Source organism: Phenylobacterium sp., assembly GCF_031412415.1.
Classification (GTDB): domain Bacteria; phylum Pseudomonadota; class Alphaproteobacteria; order Caulobacterales; family Caulobacteraceae; genus Phenylobacterium.
Map to the genome: position 1 here is coordinate 1 of NZ_JANOCX010000257.1, position 7529 is coordinate 7529.

Annotated in this window: 8 protein-coding genes; 7 read left to right on the forward strand and 1 reads right to left on the reverse strand. The window is 69.0% G+C overall.

Features of this window, described 5'->3' with window-relative positions; all coding sequences use genetic code 11:
• Positions 1 to 109: 109 nt before the first annotated feature.
• Positions 110 to 1021: a methyltransferase domain-containing protein gene (locus RMO04_RS12670; RefSeq protein WP_309645144.1), complete on the reverse strand. Its 912-nt coding sequence runs from the start codon at positions 1019 to 1021 to the stop codon at positions 110 to 112.
• 44 nt (positions 1022 to 1065) lie between these two features.
• On the opposite strand from RMO04_RS12670, the gene RMO04_RS12675 reads away from it, so the two are divergent.
• The 7 genes from RMO04_RS12675 to RMO04_RS12705 all read left to right on the forward strand — a co-directional run.
• The gene (locus RMO04_RS12675; protein ID WP_309645145.1) at positions 1066 to 1806 is read left to right on the forward strand and encodes a ComF family protein; all 741 of its coding nucleotides are present in this window, start codon (positions 1066 to 1068) and stop codon (positions 1804 to 1806) included.
• 32 nt (positions 1807 to 1838) lie between these two features.
• The gene (gene grxC, locus RMO04_RS12680) at positions 1839 to 2096 is read left to right on the forward strand and encodes a glutaredoxin 3 (RefSeq protein ID WP_309645146.1); all 258 of its coding nucleotides are present in this window, start codon (positions 1839 to 1841) and stop codon (positions 2094 to 2096) included.
• A gap of 40 nt (positions 2097 to 2136) precedes the next feature.
• Positions 2137 to 2970, forward strand: a complete 834-nt coding sequence (locus RMO04_RS12685) for a carbon-nitrogen hydrolase family protein (protein ID WP_309645147.1) — start codon at positions 2137 to 2139, stop codon at positions 2968 to 2970.
• On the forward strand, positions 2967 to 3395 hold the full coding sequence (locus RMO04_RS12690; RefSeq protein ID WP_309645148.1) for a DUF1178 family protein: 429 nt from the start codon (positions 2967 to 2969) through the stop codon (positions 3393 to 3395). The genes RMO04_RS12685 and RMO04_RS12690 overlap by 4 nt, the downstream gene beginning before the upstream one ends.
• Before the next feature lie 73 nt (positions 3396 to 3468).
• The gene (locus RMO04_RS12695; RefSeq protein WP_309645149.1) at positions 3469 to 4878 is read left to right on the forward strand and encodes a M20/M25/M40 family metallo-hydrolase; all 1410 of its coding nucleotides are present in this window, start codon (positions 3469 to 3471) and stop codon (positions 4876 to 4878) included.
• An 11-nt stretch (positions 4879 to 4889) separates the two neighbouring features.
• Positions 4890 to 7115, forward strand: a complete 2226-nt coding sequence (locus tag RMO04_RS12700) for an arylsulfatase (protein ID WP_309645150.1) — start codon at positions 4890 to 4892, stop codon at positions 7113 to 7115.
• 65 nt (positions 7116 to 7180) lie between these two features.
• Positions 7181 to 7529: LpqB family beta-propeller domain-containing protein (locus tag RMO04_RS12705; RefSeq protein ID WP_309645151.1), on the forward strand; the 349-nt coding region annotated here is incomplete at its 3' end.

Sequence of the window (7529 nt, forward strand, 5' to 3'; positions counted from 1 at the left end):
AACGGGTCGGCGTGGATAGAACCCGAGCTGGGTCAAAATGCGACTCGAATGTGATGGGCGCCGGTGCGAGTGCGACCAATAGCCTAGGTCGCGGGCAGCAGGCCGGCCCTCAGTCCTCGTCGCGCGGCAGGGGCGTCTCCACCACACCCAGGGCGTCAGCCAGGCGCATCTTGGCCGAGCCGGGCTTCAGCGGCTGCTGCTGGCTGGGATCGGGCGACCAGCCGGTCAGGGTCAGGATCTCGAAGGTGGCGGGCACACGGCCGTCCGGCTCGGCGAAGCGGGTGACGTAGAGGTCGACGGCGCGGGCGAGCACGGCGCGGGTCAGCGGCTTGGGGTGGCGTTCGGCCAGCACGCTGGTCTCGCCCATGGCCCGCAGGTCGGCCAACAGCTTCAACGGGTGGGCATAGCGGACGGTGACCTTGTCCACGTCGGCGACGGGCAGGGCGAAGCCGGCGCGCTGCAACAGGCCCGCGGCGTCATAGGCGTCGGCGAAGGGCGAGACGCGGGGGCCGGCGCCGCCGGTCAGCTCGGCCTCGGCGTCCAGCAGGCAACGGCGCAGCTCGGTCAGGGTCGCCCCGCCCAGCATCGAGCCGATGAACAGGCCGTCCGGCTTCAGCGCGCGGCGGATCTGGATCAGGGCGCCGACCACGTCGTTGGTCCAGTGCAGGGCCAGGGTCGAGACCACCAGGTCCAGGCTTGCGAAGGCGAAGGGCAGGCGCTCCTCGTCGGCCACCAGGCGTGGGCCCGTCCGCCCGGCGAGCATCCTGGCCGACAGATCGGCCTCGATCAGCAAACCCACCCGAGCCTTCGCGTCGCTCTGGTCCAGGGCCTCGCGGAAGGCGCCGTTCCTCGACCCTAGGTCGACGGCGAGCGGGAACTCGCGCATGATCGCCTCAAGGCGGACGACGGCGTCTTCTGCGGCGCGGCGCTTCAGGAAGTCGGCGGCGCCATAGGCCGGCGCGGCGCGGTCCAGGCGGGTGCGCAACAGGGCGCGGTCGAAGAGGCGAGGCGGGGCGGGCATTGTTGCTACAAGATGAGGATGCGGCGAACCGGTGGAAACCCGGCGTGCGTGTGAAGGCCGCGGTTCGTACCGCGCTGGACCTGGTTTTCCCACCGCAATCCCTCGACGCCGGGCCCCTGCCGCAGTCACCGGGGTTTTCGGCGGAGGCCTGGAGCCGCATCACGTTCATCGATGGCCCACTGTGCGACGGGTGCGGAACGCCCTTCGAGTATGACCTGGGGCAGGGCGTCCGCTGCGCCGACTGCCTGGCCAAGCCGCGCGCCTTCGCCCGGGCGCGGGCCGCCTGCCTCTATGACGACGCCTCGCGCGGGCCGATCCTGCAGCTCAAGCACGCCGATCGCACCGACCTCGCCCCGCTGTTCGCCCGCTGGCTGTCGCGGGCGGCCCGCGACCTCCTTGAGCAGGCCGACGCCATCGCACCGACGCCGCTGCACCCCGGCCGCCTGCTGGGCCGACGCTACAACCAGGCCGCCGAGATCGCCCGGCCGCTCAGCCGCCTGTGGGACGTGCCCTATCTACCCGACGCCCTGACGCGGGTCCGGGCCACCGAGACCCAGGGCGGCAAGTCGGGGTCGGGGCGGCGGCGTAACGTGGCCGCGGCGTTCAGCGTGCCGGCCGGCCGCGCGGCCCAGGTGGCGGGCAAGCGCATCCTGCTGATCGATGACGTGATGACCACGGGCGCCACTTTGGAAGGCTGTTCGCGGGCGCTGCTGGCCGCCGGAGCCCTCTGCGTCGATGTGGCGGTGATCGCGAGGGTGAAAGAAACCGCGAACCGCTCCATATAGAACCCTTCGGATTCATCCGCGTTCATCGAGCCATGGCCCAGATCACCATCTACACCAAGCCGTATTGCCCCTACTGCATCCGCGCGGTCTCGCTGCTGGAGAAGAAGGGGGCCGCGTTCACCGAGATCGAAGCCGCCTTCGACCCCGAGAAGCGCCAGGAGATGCTGAAGCGCTCTGGCGGCAAGGCGACCTTCCCGCAGATTTTCATCGACGATCGTCACATCGGCGGCTGCGACGACATGATGGCGCTGGAATACGATGGCAAGCTGGACGCCCTGCTCGCCGCATAGAGTTGAGCTTACCGGCGGTCTGACCTAACGGACTGGACCCATGACCCTACGCGTCGGACTGATCCAGACCCGCACCCCCGCCAGCCACGCGGTCGCCCTGACCCACGTGGCGGCGCTGGTGCGCGAGGCCGCCGCTCAGGGCGCGACCTTCATCGCCACGCCTGAGGGGACCAACATCCTCCAGAAGGACAAGGCGGCATTGTCGCCGCAACTGCTGCTGCTGGAAGACGACCCTGTCGTGCAGGGGCTCCAGGCCCTGGCCGTGGAGTTGTCGGTCGGCATCCTCGTGGGCTCGGCCCTGGTGAAACGCGAGGACGGCAAGGCCGCCAATCGCGCGGCGCTGATTTCACCGCGCGGCGAGATCGTCGCCACCTACGACAAGATCCACATGTTCGATGTCGACCTGCCCACCGGTGAGACGGCTCGCGAGAGCGAGACCTATGAGCCCGGCGAGCGGGCGGTGGCGGTCCAGGCCGGCGAGACGAAGCTCGGCCTCACCATCTGCTATGACGTCCGCTTCCCCGCCCTCTACCGCGCCCTGGCCCTGGCCGGCGCCGAGGTGATCGTCACGCCCGCGGCCTTCACCCGCCCGACGGGAGAGGCGCACTGGGAGATCCTACTGCGGGCGCGGGCCATAGAGACCGGCAGCTTCGTGCTGGCGCCGGCCCAGGGCGGCTTCCATGAGGACGGCCGGGGCACCTATGGCCGGACCCTCGCCATCGGCCCGTGGGGCGAGGTGCTGGGCAAGTTGGACCACGACGAGCCCGGCGTGCTCGTGGTCGACCTGGACCTCTCCGCAGTCGCCAAGGCGCGGGCGGCGATCCCGGCCCTGGCCAACGCCATGGCCTTCGAAGCCCCCATTTCGCTTGCATGATCAAGTACGCCCTAGCCTGCGACGCGGCCCATGAGTTCGAGGGCTGGTTCGGGTCGTCAGACGATTTCGACAGCCAGCTCGCGCGGGGGCTTGTGGCCTGCCCGATCTGCGACACCAAGGCCGTGGCCAAGCAGATCATGGCCCCCGCCGTCGCCGGCACGAAGCGCGATGCGCCCGATCTGCCCGCGCCGATGCGCGCCATGATGATGGAAGCCATGGGACGGGTGCGGAAACACGTGGAGGAGAACTTCGACGATGTCGGCGACACCTTCGCCGTCGAGGCCCGCGCCATCCACGAGGGACGCTCCGAGGACCGCGGCATCTATGGCGAGGCCACGCCCGCCGAGATCAAGGCGCTCGCCGAGGACGGTGTCCAAGTCGCCCCCATGCCGCCGGCCGCGCCGAAGAAGTCGGATGTGAACTGAGCAGGCGCAAGCATGGCCGTTGCGGTCGAAACGCCTGCCCCATAGGGTCGCTCCACCTCGTTTGGAGTGCTTCATGATCAGACTGTTTTCCGCCGCTGCGCTCGCGGCGATGGCCCTGGCCGCGCCGGCCGCGGCGCAAACCGCCCGACCCGACCAACTGGCGTTCCGCGAGCTCTACAAGGAGCTGATCGAGATCAACACCACGCTGTCGGTGGGCAGCTGCACGGCGGCGTCCGAGGCGATGGCCGCCCGGCTGAAGGCCGCGGGGTTCGCCGACGAGGACTTGAAGATCATCGTCGCGCCAGACCGTCCCAAGGACGGCAATCTGGTCGCCACGCTGAAGGGCAGCGACGGCAAGGCCAAGCCCATCCTGCTGCTGGCGCACATCGACGTGGTCGAGGCCAACCGCGCCGACTGGGAGCGCGATCCGTTCAAGTTGGTGGAGGAGGACGGGTTCTTCTACGCCCGCGGCGCCAGCGACGACAAAGCCCAGGCGGCCATCTGGGTCGACAGCCTGGTCCGCTACAGGAAGGACGGCTTCAAGCCGCGCCGCACGATCAAGATGGCCTTGACCTGCGGCGAGGAGACCCCCGACACCTTCAACGGCGTCCAGTATCTGATCGCCAACCACAAGGACCTGATGGACGCCGAGTTCGTGCTGAACGAGGGCGCTGGCGGGCGGCTGGACAAGTCCGGCGCGCGGGTCTCGCTGGGCATCCAGGCCGGTGAGAAGGTCTACCAGGACTACACCTTGGAAGTGACAAACAAGGGGGGCCACTCGTCCGTCCCGATCCGCGACAACGCGATCTACCGCCTGTCTGCTGGTCTCTCGCGGTTGGGCGTCCACGACTTCCCGGTCAAGCTCAACGACGCCGTGCGCGGCAACTTCGAACGCATGTCTGTGATCGAGGGCGGCCCCTCAGGCGCCGCCATGGCCGCCGTCGCCAAGAACCCCGCCGACGCCGCCGCGGTGGCCAGGGTCGCCGCCGACCCGGGCCGCAACTCGATGATGCGCACCACCTGTGTCGCCACCATGCTCACGGCCGGCCATGCGCCGAACGCCCTGCCGCAGCGCGCCACGGCCAATGTGAACTGCCGCATCCTGCCAGGCGAAGGCGTGGAGGAGGTCCGGCAGGCGTTGATCAAGGTGCTGGCCGACGACGCCATCAAGATCACAACGGTCGGCGTCCCTAGCCCGGTGTCGCCCCCGCCTTCGTTGGGCAAGAACATCACCGGCCCCGTCGAGCAGGTGTCCAAGAAGATGTGGCCCGGCGTGCCCTTGGTCCCCGTCATGGCGACGGGCGCCACGGACGGCCGGTTCCTGAACGCGGCCGGTATCCCGACCTATGGCCTGTCGGGCCTGTTCGGGGAGCCAGAAGGCAACGGCGCCCACGGTCTGAACGAGAAGATCCGGGTGCGCTCGCTCTATGAGGGCCGCGACTTCCTGCACGAAGTGGTCAAGCTCTACGCGAGCCAGAAGTAGGGGACGCAGAGATGGCGGCGAAGATCGGTCGGACGCTCGCGGACTCGACACCGCATTGGCCGGAGCGGCCATCGCCGCCCAAGGGCGCGCCCAACATCCTGGTGGTGCTGTTCGACGATGTCGGATTCTCGGACTTCGGCTGCTACGGCTCGCCGATCAAGACGCCGACCATCGACGCCATAGCCGGGCAGGGGCTGCGCTATACCGGCTTCCACACCACGGCCATGTGCTCGACCACGCGGGCGGCCCTGCTGACCGGACGCAACCACCACTCGGTGGGCATGGGGTGCCTGGCCAACTTTGACTCCGGCTTCCCCGGCTATCGCGGCAAGATCGCCAAGGAAGCCGGGACCTTGCCGGAGATGCTGCGGGCCAACGGCTATGGGACCTACATGGTCGGCAAGTGGCACGCGACGCCGCTGACCGAGACGGGGGCCGCCGGACCATTCGACGGCTGGCCGCTGGGCCGGGGCTTCGACCGCTACTACGGGTTCATGGACGCCGAGACGGACCAGTACTCGCCTGAGCTGGTGCGCGACAACACGCCCATCGACGCGCCGGCGACCTATCCCGAAGGCTATCACCTGACCGCCGACCTGGTGGACCAGTCGATACGCTACGTAGCCGACCACGTGGCCGATGCGCCGGACAAGCCCTGGCTGCTGTGGCTGGCCCTCGGCGCCTGCCACGCCCCGCATCAGGCGCCCAGGGAGATCATCGAGAGCTACGACGCCGTCTTCGAGGGCGGCTGGGACGTGGAGCGCGAACGCCGGCTGGAACGCCAGAAGGCGCTGGGGATCGTTCCGCCCGACACCCGCATGCCCGAGCGCAACGACGGGGTGAAGGCCTGGGCCGACTACACCGCCGACGAGCAGAAGGTGTTCACCCGCCTGCAGAGCGCCTTCGCCGGGATGCTGGACCACGCCGACCGCCACTTGGCGCGGCTGATCGATTTCCTGGAACAGGCCGACCTCAAGGACGACACCCTGATCCTGGTGCTGTCGGACAACGGCGCCAGCCAGGAGGGCGGCCCCTTCGGCTTCGTCAACGCCATGGGTCCCTACAACATGAAGCCCGAGCCGGTAGCCGAGAAGCTGGCGCGCCTGGACCTCGTCGGCGGCCCCGACAGCCACTCGAACTTCCCGCACGGCTGGGCCATGGCGTCGAACACGCCCCTGCGGCGCTACAAGCAGAACACCCACGGCGGCGGCATCCGCGACCCGCTGGTGATCTCCTGGCCCAAGGGGATCGCCGCCAGAGGCGAACTGCGCGGCCAGTTCGCCCATGCCAGCGACTTCACGCCGACCCTACTTGAGGTGCTGGGCCTGACGCCGCCCGACGCCATCAACGGCGTGGTCCAGATGCCGATGGAGGGGGTTAGCTTCGCGCCCTCCCTGGCCGATCCCGCCGCCCCGGCGCGAGGTCGGGCGCAGTACTTCGAGATGTTCGGCCACCGAGGCCTGTGGAAGGACGGCTGGAAGGCGGTGGCCTATCACCCGCCGGGCCGCCCCTTCGACGACGACAGGTGGGAGCTGTTCCACCTGGACGCCGACTTCTCCGAGACCAACGACCTGGCGCAGGCCGAACCCGCGCGGCTCGCCGAGCTTCAAGCCCTTTGGTGGAAGGAGGCGGAGGCCTGCCAGGTTCTGCCGCTGGACGACCGCTTCGCCCAGCGGTTCGCCGAGAACGCGGCGCGCTATTCGGGACCTCGCAAGCGCTTCGTCTTCCACAAGGGGATGGGCCACCTGCCGACCGACTGCGCGCCCGATGTGCGGTCCCGCGACTATCGTATCGTCGCCGAGGCCAGGATCGAGCCTGGCAGCGAGGGCGTGTTGATCGCCCATGGCGACGCCACCTGCGGCTACAGCCTGTTCGTCCGCGACGGCCGGCTGCACCACACGATCAACATCGGCGGGACCCGCGCCACGGTCAGTTCGGACGCGCCGCTTGAGCCGGGCTGGCGGACCCTGGGCGTCACCTGCAGCCAGGGCGATGGGCGGACCTTCACCCTGACCGTCGACGGCGCGCCCGCGGGCGAGCTGCACACCTATCTGGGCTTCGCCACCCTGATCTCCTGGTCGGGCCTGGACATCGGCCGCGACCGGGGCAGCGCGGTCGGCGACTATCCCGCGCCGTTCAGCTTCACCGGCAAGCTGCGCAAGGTCACCGTCACCATGGACGGCGAGCAGGACCTGGACGGCGAGGCCGTCGGCCAGGCGGAGATGGCGCGGCAATAGCTGCGACTTCAGGTTGATCGAAGTCGACCCCTGAGCCAATCTCAACGCATTGGGGAGTGGGGCGTATGATTTTCCGTATCTTGATGGCGGCTTACGCCGCGCTGTTCGCATGGCCTTCCGCCGCCGCGCCGATTGAGGCCTACGGCAAGCTGCCAGCCATCGAGGCCGTGGAGATATCCCCGGACGGAACCCACATCGCCGTGATCAGGACGGTCAACGAAGAGCGGCAGGTGATCGTCCGGAACGTCGCTACGGGCGCCGCTCACGGTATGCGGGTCGGCGACATCAAGGTTCGCGACGTGAGGTGGGCCAGCCCCGACCATCTGCTGATCGTCACCAGCGCCACCGCGACAATCCTCAATGTGATCGCGCCAAAGTCCGAATGGCGAATGGTCGGCCTCTACAACATCAAGA

Coding starts and splice junctions, on each gene's coding strand:
- RMO04_RS12670 (WP_309645144.1), bottom strand. CDS start 1,021: ATGCCCGCCCCGCCTCGCCTCTTCGACCGCGCCCTGTTGCGCACCCGC.
- grxC (WP_309645146.1), top strand. CDS start 1,839: ATGGCCCAGATCACCATCTACACCAAGCCGTATTGCCCCTACTGCATC.
- RMO04_RS12685 (WP_309645147.1), top strand. CDS start 2,137: ATGACCCTACGCGTCGGACTGATCCAGACCCGCACCCCCGCCAGCCAC.
- RMO04_RS12690 (WP_309645148.1), top strand. CDS start 2,967: ATGATCAAGTACGCCCTAGCCTGCGACGCGGCCCATGAGTTCGAGGGC.
- RMO04_RS12695 (WP_309645149.1), top strand. CDS start 3,469: ATGATCAGACTGTTTTCCGCCGCTGCGCTCGCGGCGATGGCCCTGGCC.
- RMO04_RS12700 (WP_309645150.1), top strand. CDS start 4,890: ATGGCGGCGAAGATCGGTCGGACGCTCGCGGACTCGACACCGCATTGG.